We start from the raw sequence: 16,317 nt of genomic DNA on the forward strand, positions 1-16,317 counted from the left end.
ACCTCACCGCCCGCTCGCTCGACACACGCCAATCAGAAGGTGTCCAGATTCGCTCTTTTCAGCTTGCGATCGAGCGGCTTCGCGCCCGGCCGGCACTGGCGCCGATTCTCATCCACAAGCCGGGGCCGCTCTTCGATGAATCGCCAGCTCGGCAAGCAGCCCTCGCCGGTGTGTACCGGCGCGGCCGTGAGGAGGTTGGAGCTCTCCTGGCAGGTGTGAGGACGCGGCGGGATGACCGAGAATGCTCAAGCTGTCGGTGTCGATTTCCACTGCCATCTCGACCTCTATCCCGACCATGAGGCCGCGATCGCGAGGGCAGAAGCAGCTCGGATCTACACGCTGACCGTCACGACGACGCCGAAGGCCTGGGCGCGCAATCATGAACTCACGCGTCATACCCGCTTCGTGCGCGCTGCGCTCGGCCTGCATCCGCAGCTCGGCGCTGAGCGCGCCGGCGAGCTGCCGCTGTGGGAGCATCACCTGGCTGCGACACGCTATGTTGGTGAAGTCGGTCTTGATGCCGGCCCGCGCTTCTACAAATCGCTGGATACCCAAAAGCATGTATTCCGCAACGTCTTTGAACGATGCGCAGAAGCCGGTGGCAAAATTCTCACGGTCCACAGTGTGAGGAGCGTTCCAGCGGTAATCGAGATGATGGACAATATCTCCCGCAGGATCGCGGCGCTGTCGTGCTTCACTGGTTCACCGGAAGCAAGAGCGAGGCTCGACGTGGCGCGGTTCGCACGCTTGTAGAAAGCGACTACCTGCTCGGTGTCGCCGACGAGACCCGGGTCGGCGCACTCCGCTTCCGCTGGGTCGGCGAAGAGACTTTCCAAGCGCCGATCCGTGCGGGCGTTCCTGGCCTGATCGAGCTTGGCCGGCTGCTCCAGATCACCGAACGGATCCTTCGGGATGACGAAACGGATGAAGACCTGCAGCTCATCTTTGCCCCAGGCTCCTCCCTTGGCGGTGCGCGTCCGAAGGCGTCATCGACCAACATGGTCATCTCTTGCAACGGGTTGTTTGTTCGCGTTCACCAAGGGCGAAAACGCGGAAGGCTGGCATCTGATCATCTGATCGACGGTCGGAAAAGCGCGGTCGCGCCAGTTGTCGCACCTCATTAGAACGTTTCGAGCCGGCTGAACCGAACCGGGATCAGTTTCCGAGTCTTCAGTAGCCCTGCCGAATCCTTGTCGATGACCGTCAGCAACTGCACATCTTCAGGTCCCACAGGCAGAACCAGGCGTCCCCCCGGCTTGAGCTGCTCAAGCAAGGCCGGCGGCGCTTGCCCAGCTGCGACGGTGACCAGGATCTTGTCGTATGGGGCGTGCTCAGGCCAGCCGCGCGACCCGTCTCCGACACGAATGCCGACATTGGATAAGCCGAGGCCCTGTAGCAGAGCCTCGGCATGGCTTGCGAATTCCTCGATGATTTCTACGCTCCAAACCTGCCCGGCGAGTTCCGCGAGGATTGCAGTTTGATAGCCCAGGCCAGTGCCGATCTCGAGCACCGCCTCGTGCGGTTGGGGAGCAAGGAGATCGGTCATGAGAGCGACGATGAATGGCTGCGAGACGGTTTTATCGAAGCCGATCGGCAGCGGCATGTCCTGGTAGGCGTAAGGTGCAACCGAGGCTGGCACGAAGAGATGCCGCGGCACTCGCCGCATCGCTGCCATCACCCGCTCATCGAGCGCCGCCTTGCCGAGTTCTTCGCTTGCAAGGTCGGTATGGATTGCAATCATCTCGACCATGTGCCTGCGTAGGACCGCGAGGTGCTCTTCGTTCATTGGCTTCATGACGGTGGGGCTTTCCTGAACCAGCTTGCTGCCACAGTAGTCTTATATCCCGTTCAGTCACAGAAACGCCCGCCATCGTTTCCAGTTGCGGGTGCCCAGGGCAAGCGTGGGTGACCGTCTTGGCAGGCTATCGCCGGCGACGACCCTGGAGATTCTGGGCGCCATATCGCCATAGCGCTGTGTCCCACATGCGGCTATCTCGCGCATCAGCTTCGCCAGCACCGGCCGGGAGAGCGAGGCGCCGGAGCCGTGCTCCTGGTGGACGAGGCGGCAGCCAGCCGCCTTGACCTCGTCGACCTGGGCGTCGGTCGCCCGATCCTCGGTCGAGACGCGGGGATCGCCAATGGGCGGCCGATCGGGAGAACTGGACGTTGCGCGTGCATTTGGCCGGTTTCGGGGCCGTTTTTTGGGTTTTTGTACACACAAGGAATGTGCCAGAACACGAACGTGTGAACGCGTCTGGTGAGGCCTCAACGACGCCTCGTCAGCCAACCGAGGCTTGTAATCCGTCGCTAATGCCATATCTTATGCACAAGAAATGTGTTTCTGAATATGGCAAGGGAGACAGGAATGACCCAAGCGTTGAAAGTTCCAGTTCAGAACGAACCGTTGGTGCTGTCCTATATGGATCGGGCTGGGAAGATCGCTGTCGCCCAGGTTGCGGATGGATTCGGTATGTCCAAAGGTCAGCTTGCCGAAACGGCGGGTCTTGCGCGGGAAACCCTCTATAGGGCTGAGCGTAGCCGTGCTGCAAAGACGCAAGGTCGCCTTCGTGAAATGCTTGAGATCATCAGCAGGGTGACCGACTGGGCTGGAGGCAAGGAGCAGGCGATGGCCTGGTACCGGGCCCAGCCGATACCGGCATTCGGCGGGCGGACGGCGGAAGCTCTGGTTAAGGAAGGCAAGGCCAGCGCGGTTCGCGACTACCTGGATCATGTCGCCGTTGGTGGCTTTGCTTGAGGTTTGCCGGAATTTGCTACCACGTCCATGATCCGCGTTGGTCGTTCCAGCCGATCTCAGGCGACGGAGCGGCTATTCGGGGTGCCAGATTCAACCCGAAAGGTGTCCGTACGCTTTATCTGGCGCTCGACATCATGGCGGCCGTGAAGGAGGCCAATCAGGGTTTTGCACATCGCATTGATCCCTGCGTGCTTTGCTCATACGAGATCGATTGCGATGACATTGTCGATCTGAGGACGGCGCAAGGCCAGGCCGACGCCGGGATCCGGTTCGAAGATATGGCTTGTGCCTGGATGGATTTCCTCGCCGATGGCAAACGGCCGCCCTCATGGAGCATCCATGACCGCCTCGTTGCTGAAGGCAAGTTCGGCATTCTCGTGCCCAGCTTCGCGCCAGGTGCCGGCACATCCGATCAGAACCTCGTGCTATGGAGCTGGGGCGAGGTGCTCCCGCACCAGGTCAAGGTGATCGATCCGGGAGGCCGGCTGCCTCGGAACCAATTGTCCTGGAGCTAACGCCGCAAGGGTCGGATCGAATTGCGACTCAGGCGATTATCCGCCCGCCCGCCCGAGCGTGCGTTCCGCGTCATTGTAGTAGTTCGAGGCCTGCTGCACGGAGCGATGCTGCGACTGCTGCATGGCTTCGGGCAGCGGAATGCCGCGGCGTGCGGTTTCGGTGAGATAGCCGGAGCGCGGGCCGTGGGCGGAGAAGGCTTGCGGATCGAGCCCGGCCTCGGTGGTGCGCCGCTTCAGGATCAGATTGACGGCCTGCGGCGTCAGGACGCGCGCTTCGAGATTGCCCCAGTGGTCGATGCCGCCAAACACGGCGCCCTCGCTGATCCCGGCGCGCGCCAGCCAGTCCTTCAAAACCAGCACAGGCCGGCCGACGAGCAGCACCAAGCGTCGCTGTCGGCTTGCGTCGTCTTTGTGCGGCCGAGCCGTATCGACAGGCATGGCAATTTATCGCCGTCGGGAGCGTTGGGATCGGCCGGAACCGGGTCTTCGTCGACCAGCTGTTCGACGAAGAGCAGAAATTTCGCTGCGACGTCGGCCGCCGGAGGCGGTGATGAGGATCGAGCGATCCCTGACGTCGACGAGACAGTCGCCAGCGCGTGTTTTCAGGAGGGTGGCCAGAATATCGGCGGTCACAGCCTTCTTGCTCTTGCGGCCGCGCGGACGGGCGCTGGCGCGCACCGCCAGTTCAATAGCGCTCCGCAGGCCGGGGCTGCAAAATTTCCGCGCAAACCGCGCCATTGAGTCAGCGTCGACCAAGTCGACAGCCGCCGGCGCACGGTGGACGGCGCATGCGGACCGCTTTTACCCGCAACAGTCCCTCCGCCCTCGGCGCGGCCATGACGGCATCGGACATGCCATGCCCCGGATCGGTTGAGCGCCGGGAAGCGTCCCAAAGGGGTGGGCGACCAACTTGATCAACAAGGCTTCCGGAGCCGGCCAGGGCAGCGGCTGTCCGGTCGCGGCGAGCGACCAGGCCTCGAGATAGCCGAGGTCGGAGGCCAGTGCCCGGAGAGAATTTGCGCTGATGCCGTCCTTGGCCAGGTGGCGCAGGGTCTCGACATCGCCATCGGTCAGGATTTCGGCCGAAAGATCGCGGCGGTCGAAGGGCAGCACCGAATCCAATGCGTCGAGCGCCTCGGCGCGTCGAACACCGTTGCCAGGTTGCCGAGCGACGAGGTCAGTTGCCATTCGCGAGCGGTCCGAGAATTCGGATTCCCTGGCCGCGCGCGGCAACTGCGAGCTTGCGATCGAGGGTGGCCAGCGGCAACGCGGTTTCGATTGCCAGCGCAAGGTAGGCGGCATCATAGGCGCTAAGACCGTGCGCGGTGGCAAGCTCGATGACGGCGCCGTCACGCCCTGCGCCCGCATCCTCAAGCGGCAGCCGGCGAAGTCGCGCCATTGCGGCGATCGATTCGCCGGCAACGATCCGCCCGCGCCGTTCGGCCGTCAGGACAATGCTGCGCGCCTCGTGCCAGAACAGGGGAGGGAGTGGAGATTGACCTCTCAGTCCCGCGATTGTTGTTTCGGCCGCCTCACTGTGCTCTTCGGGCAAGAGCAGGCAGCGGCAACGGAGGCGTCGAGGACCAAGATCATCAGTAGCGATGCCCTTCGTGACGCCAGGCCAGGATCTCTTCGGTGGTCACGGGCTTCGCCTTGGCGCGCGAGGCGCGAACCTCGTCGATCAAGGCGTCCAGCCGGTTATCCTTGTGGATTCGGGAGAGTTTTGCGATCGGATCGTTGCCGCGCGAAATAATCACTTCCTCGCCGGCCTCGACTTTCGCCAGCAGTTCGGAGAGATGGGTCTTGGCCTCGCCGACCTTCACTGTGATGGTCATTTTTCCGTCCTCGTGGCGTGTACGCTGTGGCCTCCGTGTTCCGCCACGGCCACTCTCGTCGCGCTGAGCGCAGCCTTGCACGACAAACGCGATTTTGCGCGACCATAGCGTCGATTCCGTCGGTTGGCCAAGACTTGATCAAGTCACCATCAATAAGAGGTCATTATCGATAGTGTTGTTTGGCCTCAGCACCATCCTCGGTGACTGTGGCTTTCACTTCCCGATTTCAATTAAAGCCCTAAGCTGAAAAATCAGACGATGGTTTTTGCCTTCTCGCTTCAATCGAAGGCGAGCGACGGGCCTTTTGCGAGGCTGTTGGCCCCAGTCCAGATGAACTCAAGGTGGTCGGCGGTGCCGAGTTCCGAAGGTCAGCGGCGAAGGATCTGCGGACGTCCCGTTCGCGGCTAACGGCTCAGGGCAACTCCCGATACTTGAATCCATCCCTGGGAGGTAATACCATATTTCGAGGTGTCCTTACCGAGGCTGCAATGACAACGACTGTAACCGCAAAAGGTCAAGTGACCATTCCCAAGCCCGTGCGCGATCTCTTGGGGATCGCACCGGGCAGCCAAGTGGATTTTCGCCGCGCCGCCGACGGCAGCGTGGTGTTGGTTCGTGCGGACGAAAAACGGCCGGCGAGCCGCTTTGCCAAGCTGCGCGGCCATGCCGGCAAGGGGCTGAGCACCGAGGCGATCATGACCTTGACGCGCGGCGAAGCGTGACGCTGGTCGACACCAACGTTCTGCTTGACCTCGTCACCGACAATCAGGACTGGGCGGAGCGGTCGATCGAACAGTTGGAGGCCGCCTCGCTGCGCGGATCGTTGCTGATCAACGACGTCGTCTATGCAGAGCTCTCGGTCCGCTACAGCCGGATCGAGGATCTCGACGCCTTTCTTGATGCGGCCGGCCTCGAGATCGCGACGATGCCGCGGCCGGCGCTATTCCTGGCCGGAAAGGTGTTCACCCAGTATCGCAAATCGGGCGGATCGCGCACTGGGGTGCTGCCGGATTTCTTCATCGGCGCCCACGCGGCGGTCGGTGAGCTGCCGCTGCTCACCCGCGATGTCGGCCGTTATCGCACCTATTTTCCATCGCTGATGTTGATCACGCCAGCATCCTGAGCGCGCCCGGCGAGGCCTCGAACCGCGCCGGCAGGGGAGGGGGCGTTTTATAGCCCGGACGCTTTGGTCAGGTTGACTCGGAAGCGATCGCGGCGGCGTTGGTATTTGCCGGCGTCGGTTTTATTTCCCGATTTCAATTGAAGTCTAAGCTGAAATTCAGAACCGCCGTTTACACCTTACGGCTTCAAGCGAGGGGAGGGACCGTCAGAGCCTTTGGTGAAATCGACGCGGAACCGATCGCGCGCTGCAGCTCGTAAGTGCGGGACGTGCCGGTGCAAAAGAGGCCCATCGGCTCTCGCGCCGCGATGCAAGGCCTGGAAAGCCTTACGCCAGATCAGTTTGTGAAAAGTCATTGCCCTTGTAAAGCAGGGCAAGCCGGTGAGCCTTCGCGCAAGCGTAGGCAAAACAATCGCCGAAATTGAGATCGGCTTTGTGCCCGACTGCTTTGCCGTATTTCACGCTGGCTTCGATCGCCCGGTCGCCGATGTCGCCGGATATCATGATTTCTTTGCCGGCGATCTCGATCAAAAAGGCGTCGACGGTATCACGGGCTTGCGCCAGCATGTCGGCCGTGGGCTTGGCGTTCTTTTTGATGGCTTCGGCCGATGCTCGCGCGAGACCCTGGACTGCCTCGAACCGGACGAGCGGGGAGATATACAGCGGCTTGGTCGCGGCCGCGAGCCGCTTTTCCAGTTCTTCCGCGCCAGGTTCCTCGTTCAGGATGGCAACGATCACCGAGGCATCGACGAACATCAGTCGTCGCCCCACATTTCGTCGGTGAATTTCTTCATATCGAAATCAGGGTTGGCCGGCCCGATCCGCCGCGCCATTTCCTTGACTTTGGCAAGTCTCTCGCGCAGCGGGACACTGCCGCGGTTGCGCTCGATCTCATGGCGCAAGGCGGTTCTGACGGCCTCGGTCTTGCTGCGCGCGTTGGTAATCTGCTGCAGCTCGACGGCCATGGCATCGACGTCGGAATCGCGAATGAAGAGCGGCATTTTGTATATCCTCTGAGTGATATATGTATATCACATCGGAGATATACTCGCCAGCGAATTCGCGAGCGGCGGTTTTGGTAAGGAGGGGAGGGAGGAATGCAGCTCGCGAAGATCCGTCGGGAGGTTCGGTTCTGGTGCTCAGTCCTTGGAATTGCTCGGCGTCTGAAACACGTCGCTCCGGCCATGTCACTGTCAACGCTCACTAGCCGAAGGCGCATCGGCGCTACGTACGCCGACGTCGCCGCTCCAGACCGCGGCCCGTGCCCTCGTTATGGCCGAACCGTGCTTCTCGCGTGTGCGTCGGAATCCGAGGCAGGACTAGTGGCCTTTCCGAATTTTTCAGTAGCAGCACGGCAAATCTCACTTGCGCACAGCGGGTCGAAGGTCAACCACCGCAATTCACCTCGGCGATGGATCGACAGCCGTGACGTCCTCGATGACGAAGAAGCGGTTCGATTATGAGGTGCTCTTTCCTCCCGGCTCAAAGATCGTCGTCACCGGTGGGCTCGACTTTGACGATCACCGGCTGATTTGGGCCAAGCTCGACCAGGTTCATGAAAAGCACTCCGGCTGATTAACTGCCAAGCGGCAAAACTGACGCTCCGCACTGGCCTCTCATGCGCTTCAACGGTCACGTTTCAGATCAGCGACCAACCTTCTTCTATCCCGTCGATTTCTGATTTGCTCTGTTTGGAGCTCTTGGCCCCGAATGACCGATTTGGCGGCATTTTCAACCACAACGAAGACCCTGCGCGCCAACGGGAAGGTCTTCCGAGCCGTAGTGGCCTACGATCTCAATCGACTGGTATCGAGCGTTCGAGGCGGACGCCAAGAAGAACATGCGGCACAAGCGGATCAGGACGCCCATGCTTTATCTGCGCGGCGACGCGGACGGCCGCGGAATCGAGGACTATGTTGCTGGGATCGAGGTAATTGGTGCCGAGGCCTTGACAGGTAAGGTCATCAGCGGAGCTGGCGAGTTCATGCCTCTCGAAAGACCGGAGGCATTCGTGCAGGTCGTGCGCGACTTTGCGAAGAGCGCTGTGTCGGCTAGGGCCAAGGCAGCGTAGGGTTGTACTACCCGACGAGCCACAGCAATGTCGTCAGCGCGAGGATTCACTCATGGCGCGTAGAAGGGCCAAGGTTCGCTTGTGGCGAAGCTGACGATCCGTGGTTCCCATTATCATCATTATTCATGGTCTTTCTCCGAGAGCAGCCGATATCAGGCCGCTCAGTTTCCGGCGGCCAATCGTCACCCGTCGCAACTGGCTCAGGTGCTTTTGAGCGTGCCGTTCATCCCTTCCGGATAGAAGCCGCCCTTGCTCACTCCGTCCTTGTCGGTGAGATAGACGATCCGGAGCACCTGTTGCGGTGTTCTGGTGAAGGCGATTGCGTCCGGCGTTGAAGGAACGATGTTGGCTTTGCCGTCCACCTGGATCCCTTGGTCCTTATCGTCCGATCCGTCGATTTTGTCTCGGGCATCTGAGACAGCGTTGGCGGCCTTCCAGGCTTCCTCTCCCTTCCGGTATAGCGTAGATCGCGCCATTCCCATATGGTAGGCCTCGACCGCCAGGATGCCTGCGGCGGCGGCGAGGAAGTCTTTGTTTTTCAGAACTGTCGCCGCACCCGCATAGGCGGTGACGCCGACATCCTCGAACAGCATGCCGCCGAGAACGAAGTTCGTTTCGTTACCGAAGGGATCGAAGTCCCGCCCGAGGCCAGCTGCCTCCGTAACCGCCTTGAACCCTGCATCGAAATCTATGGCCGGCCTGTCGACGGCGTTCTTTGCAAGCGTCTTGCGGTAGAATCGGACGTGCGCGAGTTCGTTTTCAGCAACTTCCTGCATGAATTGGCCGATGGCAGGTGTTTCGAAGGACACTTTTTTTCCGCCGACGACATCGCCCGGTTTCGAGCCGGCATCGGCGTCGTCGATACCCTTTCCGGTGGTGCCGCGGAGGTAATATTCAGCCTCCATATATTCGAGATTGAGCGCAAAACGGAAAATGTCCTCGTCCGATATGTCCTGTGCCAATACCGGAGAAGGCCGCGCGATTCCGCCGAGTGCCGCTCCGGCACCGAGTACGACAAGTCCCTGAAGCGACTGACGCCGGGATAGGTGAAGTGCGCCCTGCATAGCGGTCTCCTATGTTTGTTGATTCAACACCGCTGTCAGCACCGCGGCGCCGAGTGCATTTGCCCGACGATTAGATGGTCCGGGGCGCCAAAATATTCCCGCGTCCCGCTACAAAAGCCCTGCGAAGGGAGCCGGCGTAAGCTCGACGTGGACTGCGTCTACGTGCGCTCGCTCGCCACGTTCAACTGATGAGTATTTTTTCGAACCAGGCTGATTGCGAGCCGATCTAAGACTGATTGCGCGAGGCGGTCACAACGGGCGCCAGCGAAGAGAAACGTATCCGTGAACACGGTGGCGAGCTTGTCCCGCAGCGCCTCGCGAAGCAGCCGGCGTGCGCGATAAAGGCGGGTGCTCACTGTCTGAGGTCGCAATGCCAAAAGAAAAGCCGTTTCCTCAATGCTCATTTCCTCGACGTCCCGCATGACAAAGACGATCCGAAAGGGCTCTGGCAAGCCACCGACGGCTCGCTCCAGGAGGCTGCGGATTTCAGCGAGAGCGGCCGCCTCTTCGGGATCAGGCTTGTGGGCGCTGAACGGAGCGACCATGCCTTCGATGACTTTCACATCGACAGTGGGCCGCCTTTTCCGGCGGCGTCCCAGCGCCTCGTTCAGCGCGATCCGGGTGAGCCAGGTCGACAGTCGCGCCTCCGCGCGGAATTCCGCCAGATGGGTGAAGGCGTGGATATAGGTCTCCTGAAGTACGTCCTCCGCCTCAGTGTCGTCATTCAGGACGGCGCGGGCGAGCCGGTGAAGCCGCTGATTGTGACGCTTGATGATTAACCAGAATGCGGCGGGGTCACGCTGACGCGCGTGTTCAACCAGCCCCGCGTCGTCAAGGTCTTCGATCCTCACTGCCTCGTTGGATCCGGTCGGCTTCATCATAGGCGCTCCAGATGCATCAGCTTACTATGAGATAAGCGTTTTCCGGGTTTCGGTCTGCAGCCCGGTGGAGACTTGGGACTCTAGCGAACCGGAGGTCTGCTCACCACCCAACCGCGACGTAGAACGCTCCACGGCAGTAGGGTGGGGCCGAACCCTTCGGCCGGCTCGGTCGCGCCATGACCTGAATTTTGGAGAGATGACTGCGATCAGCAGCTTACCGATGGGATAGCAGCCCTTCACGCTTTCCCTGAACGGAAGGTCTTCTGGTCGCTACCGGCTGATCGAATTGCGGGCCGAGTTTCGTGAAACGCACGTATTCCAACGCCAGTGTCGAAGAAAAAGGCTTTATGCGGTATTGCGCGAGCAAGCTGGACTGCGATGCGTGTTCGCTGACGCTGCGGTGTTGTCCGAAAGCGCCAGCGCGCAAAGAGGGTCGTTAGCTAGCGCGGAACGTCTGCCAACGAGCTTAGTGCCCGGCGGATAGAATCGCGCGAAAACGGCTTCTCGACAACCGGTCGACCGGCCCGTTCAACAAAGCGCGCCGCAGCGCCGCCGAGCGTGTCGCCGGTAACGAAAACGAATCGCTCCGCTATGCCCGGGGTTGCCTGACAGGCCCAGTCGAACAAGGCGGGGCCGTCGATGTTCGGCATCCGCAGATCGCAAAAGATCACATCGAAAACAGCACTCATCAGCGCTGCCTTGGCGCCGGCGCCGTCCTCGACGATCCTGACGGCAAAACCTTCAGCCTCAAGTAGCTCTGCCATCGTTTCTCCAACCTCCCGCTCGTCATCGACCACAAGGGCGGTGCAACCGAAGCCCGCGACCGAGTGCGCCGCAACACCTTCGACTGAATCTGACGAAGTGCAGGCCTCCACCGGCAACAGCAACCGGAAATGCGCGCCGTCCGCACGGTCAAGCAGGGCCAGTCGTCCATTGTGCGACTGCACCACGCTGAGCGAGAAAGCGAGCCCGATCCCGGTGCCGGCACCCTGAGCCTTGGTGGTAAAAAACGGATCGAAAATGCGATTCCGGATCTCGGCGGGCACACCGGGGCCATTGTCGGCGATCACGATCTGGAGGTCATTGCCTTCAAGCGACGTTTCGATCTCGATCCGCCGCGGTGCCGGTATCTCCTGCAGGGCGTGTTGCGCGTTGACGATCAGGTTGTAGAACACCTGATGCATCTGGTCAGGGTCGACTTCCAGAGGCGGCAGGCCCTCGGCGAGCCGGCATTGCAACTCGATGCCTGCCGTGCGCAAACCGTAGCCGGCGATATCGAGAACTGCGCGGATCAGATCGTTGATGTTGGTACTGCGGCGCTCCGGCTGGCGTTGTCGCGCCATTGCCAGGAAGGTCTTCACGATGCGCGCGCAGCGCTCGGCGGCGAGTCTGATCTTGCCGGCCCGCTGTGCGTGGGCGGTTCCGCCTAGAAATTCTTCCAGCAACTGGGCCTGCGCGACGACGACCGCCAAGGGGTTGTTGAGTTCGTGCGAAACGCCGGCAAGCAGCGAACCAAGTGCGTTGAGCCGCTCGCTCTGAGCCAATGCCTCACGCGACCGCGCCAGTTCGGCTTCAGCCGCCTTGGTTGCGGTGAGATCAAGAATGCTGCCGACGATCACCGGTCGATCGTCCATCTCGATGTGGCGCCAACTCAGCGACACGGTAAACGCGGAGCCGTCCAGACGCCGAAGTTGAGCCTCCACGCCGTCGGCGCGCGGCTGCTGACGTGACAGGGTTCTGAGGCGCCGATAGTCTTCCCGTGTGGCGAACCAGCGGTGCCGCCGGAAGCGGTCCCCGTCATCCGGGCCTATACCCATGATCTCGCGGAAGGCGGGATTGGCGCTAATCAGCTGCCTCGTTCGCGAGTCTATGAACACGACCGGAACCGGATGATGGTGAGTGAGGTCTCGGAAGCGCCGCTCGCTTCGCAGCAGGCGCTCGGCCGCGCGCTTCTGCTCGGAAATGTCAATATCGAAGCCGCCGATGCGCGCCTGCTGCTGATCGGCCCCCAGAACGGGAAAGCGGACGACAAGGCTCCAGGCATAGTGGGCCGCGTTGCTTAGGAATTCCTCGATTGCAATCGCCTGTCCCGATTCCAGGACGCGGCGATCGTTTTCCGCGATCATCGCGGCCTCCTGGGGCCCGAAAATGTCGGCCGCGCTTAATCCGATTGCGCTCTCGGCCGGCCGGCCGAAGACCTTTCCCATTTCGGGATTGGCGATCAGATAGCGCCCGTCGGTATCCTTCAGGTACATGCCTACGGGAGCATGCTTCATGAACGCCGCCAATCGGGCTTCGCTGGCACGCAGAGCGGCGTCGGCAGCGTGGCGCTGCGACAGGTCGCGCAAGCTCGCCGTGAAGAAACGACGTTTGCCGCTCCGGGCTTCGGTGATCGTGAGTTCCACCGGAAACTCGGTGCCGTTCGCTCGCATGGCAGTCTGCTCTGTACGACGCCCGAGCAACCGCGGGGCGCCACCCGCCAGATAGGCCGCAAGCCCGTTTGCGTGCGCCTTGCGCAGATGCGGCGGGACGATGAGCTCCGAGATCTGTCTGCCGACCGCTTCAGCGCGCGAATAGCCGAAGGTCGCCTCCGCCGCCGGGTTGAATTCAACAACGAATCCGGCTTCGTCCGTGACGATCACGCAGTCGAGCGATGAGCGAACCACCGAAGCGAGGATCGCCTCTTGGAATGCGTTTCCGGCGTCGTCTTCTTGCAAGGGCGGGGCACTCCGTGACGGCCGGTCGGAACGCTGGCCGTCGGGCTGGCAAGGATGACGATTATCGTGAGTTCCGGCAAGATGCCTGAATCCGACCGCAGTACGGTGCGGTAGGGAAACGCTTGCACCAGCAGGACAAGGAGCGCCAGTAGCGGGCCTTCCAGAACGTGCCTGTCAACTTCGGATAGGTACAGTAAGCGGACGCTCCGTGATCGCCGTAGAAAAAACCATGAGGCCGCGGTGACACTCTTGACGCAGGGGCTTTCATCGCTTCCGCTTCATCTCCGTGACACGCCTCGTCCGCACCTCAGTTGATGCCTTCTCCTTCCGAATATTACGAGGAGCCGATTTAGTGTGATGCCGCTGCTGTGAGAACCTGTTACCCTGACTCGCCGTAAAACAGGCTAGCCGCGCATGGAACGGAGACTTAGCGCGATACTTGCTGCCGATGTGGTCGGTTACAGCCGGCTCATGGGTCTCGACGAGGGCGGCACGCTTTCGGCGCTCAAGACGCATCGGCGAGAACTGGTCGACAGCAAGATCGCCGAGCACCAGGGCCGGATCGTGAAACTCACAGGCGACGGTATGCTGGTGGAATTCCAGAGCGTGGTGAACGCTGTCGCTTGCGCGACCGACATCCAGCGCAGGATGCTCGAGCGCAACGCCGACGTGCAAGAGGCGCGCCGCATCGAATTTCGCATCGGCATCAATGTTGGCGACATTATCTTCGATGACAACGACATCTATGGCGACGGCGTCAACGTGGCGGCGCGAATTGAAAGCATCGCCCGGCCCGGAGGTATCGCTATCTCCGGCGCGGTTCGTGACCATCTTGGCAAGAATCTTGATCTGGATTTCGAGGACACGGGGGAACACGAGCTCAAGAACATCGACCGGCCGGTCAGGGTCTACCACGTCGCACTCGTCGCGCCGTTCAGTTTTGAGGACAGCGCGATGACAGCATCTCCTCAAAGCCACATGAAGGCAAAACCTTCAATCGCTGTCCTGCCGTTCACAAATATGAGCGGCGACCCCGAGCAGGAGTATTTCTCCGACGGAATTACCGAAGACATCATCACCGACCTGTCGAAAATCTCCGGCCTCCACGTCCTCGCCCGCAACACGGTGTTCACCTATAAAGGCAAGCCCGTGAAGGTGCAGCAAGTGGCGCGGGAACTCGGCGTCAAGTTCGTGCTCGAGGGGAGCGTACGGAAGGCAGGTCAGCGCGTCCGTATCACGGGACAGCTTATCGACGGGGCTGATGGCGGTCACGTCTGGGCCGACCGATACGACCGTGAACTCACCGACATCTTCGCGATCCAGGACGAGATCACTCACACCATCGTCGATCAGCTCAAGGTCAAGCTGCTGCCGGCCGAAAAGAAGGCGATCAGGGCTGCGCCCACTGACAATGTAGAGGCCTATACGTATTATCTGAGGGGGAGAGAGTTTTTTCACCGAACGTCCAAAACCTACTATGTGCTGGCGAAGCGGATGTTTGGCAAAGCAATCGAGTTCGACCCACTTTATGCGCGCGCCTATGCGGGCATCGCCGACTGCGACTCCTTTCTATTCCTAAATTACGACGAGAAAGTTTCTCTCGAAAGCATTCTGGCCAACAGCGGTAAGGCGCTCGATATCGAAAGTGGACTTGCAGAAGCACACGCGTCGCGTGGTCTCGCTCTCTCGGTCGGCCAAAGATATGAAGAGGCCGAAAAGGAGTTCGAGCAGGCTATCGCAAGTGATCCCAATCTATTCGAAGCGCATTATTTCTACGCGCGTGCGTGCTATGCACAAGGTGAGCTCAAAGGGGCTGCCCACCATTACGAGCGGGCCGCCGAGATCAAGCCCGATGACTATCAGTCTGTTCTTCTGCTTATGCAGGTTTATCGTTCTCTAGGGCGGCCGGAAGACGAAAGGGAAGCGGCTCGCAAAGGCGTGTTACGCGCCGAGCGCGAATTGGCGAAGTATCCTGAGAACCCCCGGCCAGCCTATCTCGGCGCAAATGCTCTCGCCTTGATCGGGGAGACCGAACGTGCCAAGGAATGGTCGGCACGTGCGCTGGCAATCGATCCGGACGACATTCTGACGCAATACAATACCGCCTGCCTTTGCTGTCATTTCGGCGAGCTCGATCGTGCGCTCGATCTGCTGGAACGCCTGCTGCCTCATGCTAACCACGAGACCAAGGCATGGGTGAAGCAGGATTCTGACTTTGCGCCACTGCACGAGCATCCGCGCTGGCAGCGCGTATTGGAGCTGGGAGCTTAGCCATTGAGCCCTGCCTCACAGCGATGAGCGGCTACATGCCTGACCTTGGTAGCGCAATCGTGTCTCTCAGGGGAGTATGAATAGGCGCTAGGTATACCTTTGGCGACGTTTGTGCCAGTCGCGGTCAGGGACCGCTCAGGGTCACGATTTGCCTTCAATTTCCTGAAGCGAGAGTTTCGGAAGACGAAATGCGGCAGTGCCCTCTACGTGGGCCGACTGATGCCAAGTCGCTTCATTTGCCGATTTGCCGTAGCGGATGTCCCTGCGACGGACCGTGTCGGGCCCGTTGCGGAACGCGATGGACCGATCGGGTGCTTTGACCAGCTCGCGTCTTGATCGAGTTTGTCGGCGCAGGCTGACATTGGTCAACCAGTTCCGACCCAACCAGACCGCCAGCTTCAGGGGAGAGCCGAAAATACAGAATGACGGCGAAGATGCCGAACCGCCGACACGTGAAGCAATCAGCACTTCCGTGGCAGAAGGATCAATCCACGACCAGGAAAAGCACACCGTCAGTATGGAACCTCAGATATGGGCGGCTCAGAAGCGGTATGTTATGCCGAGAACCGGACCGGACAGGGTTGCATCAAACACATAGCCTTCGTCATCGTGGTCGATCGCCAAGTGCTTATAGCCGGCGGAAACCGAGAAGTGGTCGGTAAGCAGGTAATTCACGATTCCCAGCACCTGCCAAGTGAAATCGGCGCCCACCCCGAAGCCGCCTATATCCGCCTGCGCCATCACGGAAAGCCTGTCGGTGATGTTGTAGAAGGCACGCGCCCCGATCACCGGATCGACCCAGCCGAAATCCTCCTCGCGCGACAAGGAGAACCCAGCATATTGCACTGTCACATCATTCGAGATGTACCAGACGCGGGCGCCGGCAAGCGCGTCGAACGTGAACTGCGGAGTGTCCAGGACACGATCTGTAAGGAGAACGCAAAGTTCACCGAACCTGCTCATTCTACAGATCAGCAGTTGCTCTCGGTGTGGCTAGTCTAGCTGTTTAGATGGGGTATTCGGCTTGAGCCCTGTCTGCGACGGCAATGGTGAGGGATGCAGCGTTTCGAGCTGATGATAGCGTGAGA

17 protein-coding genes and 3 pseudogenes are annotated in these 16,317 nt (G+C 60.7%); 9 read left to right on the forward strand and 11 right to left on the reverse strand.

The window, feature by feature from the left end:
* The first annotated feature begins 231 nt into the window (after window positions 1–231).
* Window positions 232–753: a TatD family hydrolase gene (locus NKJ28_RS27650; protein ID WP_352637766.1), complete on the forward strand. Its 522-nt coding sequence runs from the start codon at window positions 232–234 to the stop codon at window positions 751–753.
* A pseudogene (locus NKJ28_RS27655) lies at window positions 735–1,009 on the forward strand (type II toxin-antitoxin system HipA family toxin); the annotation flags it as partial. The gene NKJ28_RS27650 and the pseudogene NKJ28_RS27655, both read left to right, overlap by 19 nt.
* A gap of 111 nt (window positions 1,010–1,120) precedes the next feature.
* Here NKJ28_RS27655 and NKJ28_RS27660 read toward each other — a convergent pair.
* Both NKJ28_RS27660 and NKJ28_RS33075 read right to left on the reverse strand, forming a co-directional pair.
* A complete protein-coding gene (locus NKJ28_RS27660; protein WP_352637768.1) occupies window positions 1,121–1,795 on the reverse strand; it encodes a protein-L-isoaspartate(D-aspartate) O-methyltransferase in 675 nt (224 codons plus the stop codon).
* 57 nt (window positions 1,796–1,852) lie between these two features.
* Window positions 1,853–2,317: a recombinase family protein gene (locus NKJ28_RS33075; protein ID WP_502899101.1), complete on the reverse strand. Its 465-nt coding sequence runs from the start codon at window positions 2,315–2,317 to the stop codon at window positions 1,853–1,855.
* Between the two features lie 48 nt (window positions 2,318–2,365).
* Here NKJ28_RS33075 and NKJ28_RS27670 point away from each other — a divergent pair, with 48 nt between their 5' ends.
* Entirely contained in the window at window positions 2,366–2,755 is a 390-nt protein-coding gene (locus NKJ28_RS27670; RefSeq protein ID WP_352637770.1) for an antitoxin Xre/MbcA/ParS toxin-binding domain-containing protein, read from the forward strand.
* The gene (locus tag NKJ28_RS27675) at window positions 2,752–3,270 is read left to right on the forward strand and encodes an RES family NAD+ phosphorylase (protein WP_352637772.1); all 519 of its coding nucleotides are present in this window, start codon (window positions 2,752–2,754) and stop codon (window positions 3,268–3,270) included. Before NKJ28_RS27670 ends, NKJ28_RS27675 begins: the two co-directional genes overlap by 4 nt.
* A gap of 36 nt (window positions 3,271–3,306) precedes the next feature.
* Here NKJ28_RS27675 and NKJ28_RS27680 read toward each other — a convergent pair.
* From NKJ28_RS27680 to NKJ28_RS27690, 3 genes and pseudogenes are all read right to left on the reverse strand, one after another.
* Window positions 3,307–4,458, reverse strand: a pseudogene (locus tag NKJ28_RS27680) (tyrosine-type recombinase/integrase).
* The gene (locus NKJ28_RS27685; protein ID WP_352637774.1) at window positions 4,448–4,822 is read right to left on the reverse strand and encodes a type II toxin-antitoxin system VapC family toxin; all 375 of its coding nucleotides are present in this window, start codon (window positions 4,820–4,822) and stop codon (window positions 4,448–4,450) included. Before NKJ28_RS27685 ends, NKJ28_RS27680 begins: the two are co-directional and overlap by 11 nt.
* Before the next feature lie 40 nt (window positions 4,823–4,862).
* Complete coding sequence (locus NKJ28_RS27690) at window positions 4,863–5,105, reverse strand: type II toxin-antitoxin system Phd/YefM family antitoxin (RefSeq protein ID WP_352637776.1); 243 nt, start codon at window positions 5,103–5,105, stop codon at window positions 4,863–4,865.
* Window positions 5,106–5,593: 488 nt separating this feature from the next.
* Between NKJ28_RS27690 and NKJ28_RS27695 the strand changes: the two genes are divergently transcribed.
* Both NKJ28_RS27695 and NKJ28_RS27700 read left to right on the forward strand, forming a co-directional pair.
* Window positions 5,594–5,827, forward strand: a complete 234-nt coding sequence (locus NKJ28_RS27695) for an AbrB/MazE/SpoVT family DNA-binding domain-containing protein (RefSeq protein WP_352455481.1) — start codon at window positions 5,594–5,596, stop codon at window positions 5,825–5,827.
* Window positions 5,824–6,228 (forward strand): type II toxin-antitoxin system VapC family toxin, encoded by a 405-nt coding sequence (locus NKJ28_RS27700; RefSeq protein WP_352637778.1) that lies wholly within the window; start codon window positions 5,824–5,826, stop codon window positions 6,226–6,228. The genes NKJ28_RS27695 and NKJ28_RS27700 overlap by 4 nt, the downstream gene beginning before the upstream one ends.
* Window positions 6,229–6,552: 324 nt before the next feature.
* Here the strand turns inward: NKJ28_RS27700 and NKJ28_RS27705 are convergent, their stop codons facing one another.
* Together NKJ28_RS27705 and NKJ28_RS27710 are read right to left on the reverse strand one after the other, a co-directional pair.
* Window positions 6,553–6,981, reverse strand: a complete 429-nt coding sequence (locus NKJ28_RS27705) for a type II toxin-antitoxin system VapC family toxin (protein ID WP_352637779.1) — start codon at window positions 6,979–6,981, stop codon at window positions 6,553–6,555.
* Window positions 6,981–7,226 carry a type II toxin-antitoxin system VapB family antitoxin gene (locus NKJ28_RS27710; protein WP_352637781.1) on the reverse strand — a complete coding sequence of 82 codons (246 nt, stop codon included), beginning with the start codon at window positions 7,224–7,226 and terminating at the stop codon, window positions 6,981–6,983. The genes NKJ28_RS27705 and NKJ28_RS27710 overlap by 1 nt, the downstream gene beginning before the upstream one ends.
* Window positions 7,227–7,598: 372 nt before the next feature.
* On the opposite strand from NKJ28_RS27710, the pseudogene NKJ28_RS27715 reads away from it, so the two are divergent.
* A pseudogene (locus NKJ28_RS27715) lies at window positions 7,599–7,791 on the forward strand (SLOG family protein); the annotation flags it as partial.
* A gap of 301 nt (window positions 7,792–8,092) precedes the next feature.
* Window positions 8,093–8,296, forward strand: a complete 204-nt coding sequence (locus tag NKJ28_RS27720; RefSeq protein WP_352637783.1) for an alpha/beta fold hydrolase family protein — start codon at window positions 8,093–8,095, stop codon at window positions 8,294–8,296.
* A gap of 200 nt (window positions 8,297–8,496) precedes the next feature.
* On the opposite strand, the gene NKJ28_RS27725 is transcribed toward NKJ28_RS27720, so the two are convergent.
* From NKJ28_RS27725 to NKJ28_RS27735, 3 genes are all read right to left on the reverse strand, one after another.
* Window positions 8,497–9,360: a ferritin-like domain-containing protein gene (locus NKJ28_RS27725; RefSeq protein WP_352648065.1), complete on the reverse strand. Its 864-nt coding sequence runs from the start codon at window positions 9,358–9,360 to the stop codon at window positions 8,497–8,499.
* Window positions 9,361–9,518: 158 nt separating this feature from the next.
* Window positions 9,519–10,241, reverse strand: a complete 723-nt coding sequence (locus NKJ28_RS27730) for an RNA polymerase sigma factor (RefSeq protein ID WP_352579031.1) — start codon at window positions 10,239–10,241, stop codon at window positions 9,519–9,521.
* Window positions 10,242–10,681: 440 nt separating this feature from the next.
* The gene (locus NKJ28_RS27735; RefSeq protein ID WP_352637785.1) at window positions 10,682–12,958 is read right to left on the reverse strand and encodes a hybrid sensor histidine kinase/response regulator; all 2,277 of its coding nucleotides are present in this window, start codon (window positions 12,956–12,958) and stop codon (window positions 10,682–10,684) included.
* 414 nt (window positions 12,959–13,372) lie between these two features.
* On the opposite strand from NKJ28_RS27735, the gene NKJ28_RS27740 reads away from it, so the two are divergent.
* Complete coding sequence (locus tag NKJ28_RS27740) at window positions 13,373–15,229, forward strand: adenylate/guanylate cyclase domain-containing protein (protein ID WP_352637787.1); 1,857 nt, start codon at window positions 13,373–13,375, stop codon at window positions 15,227–15,229.
* A gap of 540 nt (window positions 15,230–15,769) precedes the next feature.
* On the opposite strand, the gene NKJ28_RS27745 is transcribed toward NKJ28_RS27740, so the two are convergent.
* On the reverse strand, window positions 15,770–16,192 hold the full coding sequence (locus tag NKJ28_RS27745; RefSeq protein ID WP_352637789.1) for a hypothetical protein: 423 nt from the start codon (window positions 16,190–16,192) through the stop codon (window positions 15,770–15,772).
* Window positions 16,193–16,317 lie beyond the last annotated feature (125 nt).

This window comes from Mesorhizobium sp. M0145, from assembly GCF_040322355.1.
Lineage (GTDB): Bacteria > Pseudomonadota > Alphaproteobacteria > Rhizobiales > Rhizobiaceae > Mesorhizobium.

Bases quoted from the DNA above. Each gene is read 5' to 3' on its own strand.
- NKJ28_RS27650 (WP_352637766.1), top strand. From the start codon at position 232: ATGACCGAGAATGCTCAAGCTGTCGGTGTCGATTTCCACTGCCATCTC.
- NKJ28_RS27660 (WP_352637768.1), bottom strand. From the start codon at position 1,795: ATGAAGCCAATGAACGAAGAGCACCTCGCGGTCCTACGCAGGCACATG.
- NKJ28_RS33075 (WP_502899101.1), bottom strand. From the start codon at position 2,317: ATGGCATTAGCGACGGATTACAAGCCTCGGTTGGCTGACGAGGCGTCG.
- NKJ28_RS27670 (WP_352637770.1), top strand. From the start codon at position 2,366: ATGACCCAAGCGTTGAAAGTTCCAGTTCAGAACGAACCGTTGGTGCTG.
- NKJ28_RS27690 (WP_352637776.1), bottom strand. From the start codon at position 5,105: ATGACCATCACAGTGAAGGTCGGCGAGGCCAAGACCCATCTCTCCGAA.
- NKJ28_RS27695 (WP_352455481.1), top strand. From the start codon at position 5,594: ATGACAACGACTGTAACCGCAAAAGGTCAAGTGACCATTCCCAAGCCC.
- NKJ28_RS27705 (WP_352637779.1), bottom strand. From the start codon at position 6,981: ATGTTCGTCGATGCCTCGGTGATCGTTGCCATCCTGAACGAGGAACCT.
- NKJ28_RS27710 (WP_352637781.1), bottom strand. From the start codon at position 7,226: ATGCCGCTCTTCATTCGCGATTCCGACGTCGATGCCATGGCCGTCGAG.
- NKJ28_RS27720 (WP_352637783.1), top strand. From the start codon at position 8,093: ATGCTTTATCTGCGCGGCGACGCGGACGGCCGCGGAATCGAGGACTAT.
- NKJ28_RS27725 (WP_352648065.1), bottom strand. From the start codon at position 9,360: ATGCAGGGCGCACTTCACCTATCCCGGCGTCAGTCGCTTCAGGGACTT.
- NKJ28_RS27730 (WP_352579031.1), bottom strand. From the start codon at position 10,241: ATGATGAAGCCGACCGGATCCAACGAGGCAGTGAGGATCGAAGACCTT.
- NKJ28_RS27740 (WP_352637787.1), top strand. From the start codon at position 13,373: ATGGAACGGAGACTTAGCGCGATACTTGCTGCCGATGTGGTCGGTTAC.
- NKJ28_RS27745 (WP_352637789.1), bottom strand. From the start codon at position 16,192: ATGAGCAGGTTCGGTGAACTTTGCGTTCTCCTTACAGATCGTGTCCTG.